The organism is Vibrio sp. 811 (genome assembly GCF_033339195.1).
On record NZ_JAWOUB010000849.1, the window covers coordinates 1 to 539 of the forward strand.

Genomic DNA, 539 nt, shown 5'->3' on the forward strand with positions numbered 1-539 from the left:
TTAGTTACATCTACGTACAGCTTAAGTTTTTGACCCGGTTTTAGGTACTTCTGCTTATGCAGCGAGTTCCATTTTACGATGTCGTTGCTCTTCACCTTGAATTTGCTTGCTATGCCACTGATGGTGTCGCCAGAGCGAACGTTGTAGAACACGGTACGAATCACGGCGCCTTGGTCTGATTTTTTCCAAATCACCAGCTTTTGACCGACGCGCAGGGTATCTTTTGGTCCCATGCCGTTCCATTTTGCTAGCGATTTGTGTGAAACCTTGTTGTCACGAGCGATAGACCACAAACTTTCACCCGATTGCACAACGTGTGACAGTTTCAGTTGGCCACGAGCTTGCGATTGCGTTTTGTTCAAACGGTTTTGCGCTGTAAGTGCGTACTTTGAATCGTCTTTGGTTGACGTCGGAATAAGTAAGTACTGACCAATGCGAATGTTGTTGTTCGACAGGCCGTTAGCACGACGAATCACTTTTGAGGTCGTACCGTATTTCTTCGCCAACATACTCAACGAGTCGCCAGATTTGACTTTGTA

At 46.2% G+C, this 539-nt stretch carries 1 protein-coding gene; it reads right to left on the reverse strand.

Features of this window, described 5'->3' with window-relative positions; translation table 11 throughout:
- Positions 1-539: LysM peptidoglycan-binding domain-containing protein (locus R7Q46_RS29740; protein WP_318078664.1), on the reverse strand; the 539-nt coding region annotated here is incomplete at both ends.